The organism is Pantoea sp. Morm, from assembly GCF_016643525.1.
Lineage (GTDB): Bacteria > Pseudomonadota > Gammaproteobacteria > Enterobacterales > Enterobacteriaceae > Pantoea > Pantoea dispersa.
In genome coordinates, this window is the sequence record NZ_VOQX01000280.1 from 1 (window position 1) to 648 (window position 648).

Consider the following 648-nt stretch of genomic DNA (forward strand, 5'->3'; position numbering starts at 1 on the left):
GAAAAACGTCTGCGTCGCCGTGATGCGGCCTCTCAGCTGGATCTTACCGAGCGTCAGGTTCAGCGGCTGATGAACCGCTACCGCGAGTCTGGCGCCGCCGGTCTTACCAACGCGCGTCGCGGCAAGCCCGGCACGCATCGCATCGATGAGAGACTGCGCCACCGCATACTGACGCTGCTACGTGAAAATTACGTGGGTTTCGGCCCTACACTTGCCGCAGAAAAACTTCAGGAGCGCCACGGGATTACGATTTCTGTCGAGACGCTGCGATGCTGGATGACTGCGGACGGACTTGGGATCCCACACGCTCGTCGTCAGCCCCGCATTTATCAGCCGCGCCTGCGGCGGGATTGCCTGGGTGAGCTTATCCAGATCGACGGCTCACACCATGACTGGTTCGAAGGCCGCGCGCAAAAATGCTGCCTTCTGGTTTATATTGATGATGCGACCGGCCGTCTGATGCACCTGCGCTTCTGTCAGAGTGAGTCAGCCTTTGATTACATGGTGGCTACCCGCGACTACATCGAAAAACACGGCAAGCCGGTGGCGTTTTACAGTGACAAACATGCGGTGTTTCGCGTCAGTCAGGCCGAAACACGACGTACCGGCATAACGCAGTTCGGACGCGCACTGCATGACCTGAACATC

Annotated in this window: 1 protein-coding gene; it reads left to right on the forward strand. The window is 58.5% G+C overall.

Annotated features, from left to right (window positions below):
* A partial coding sequence (locus tag FT726_RS27570; RefSeq protein WP_346303876.1) for an ISNCY family transposase occupies positions 1-648 on the forward strand: 648 nt, incomplete at both ends.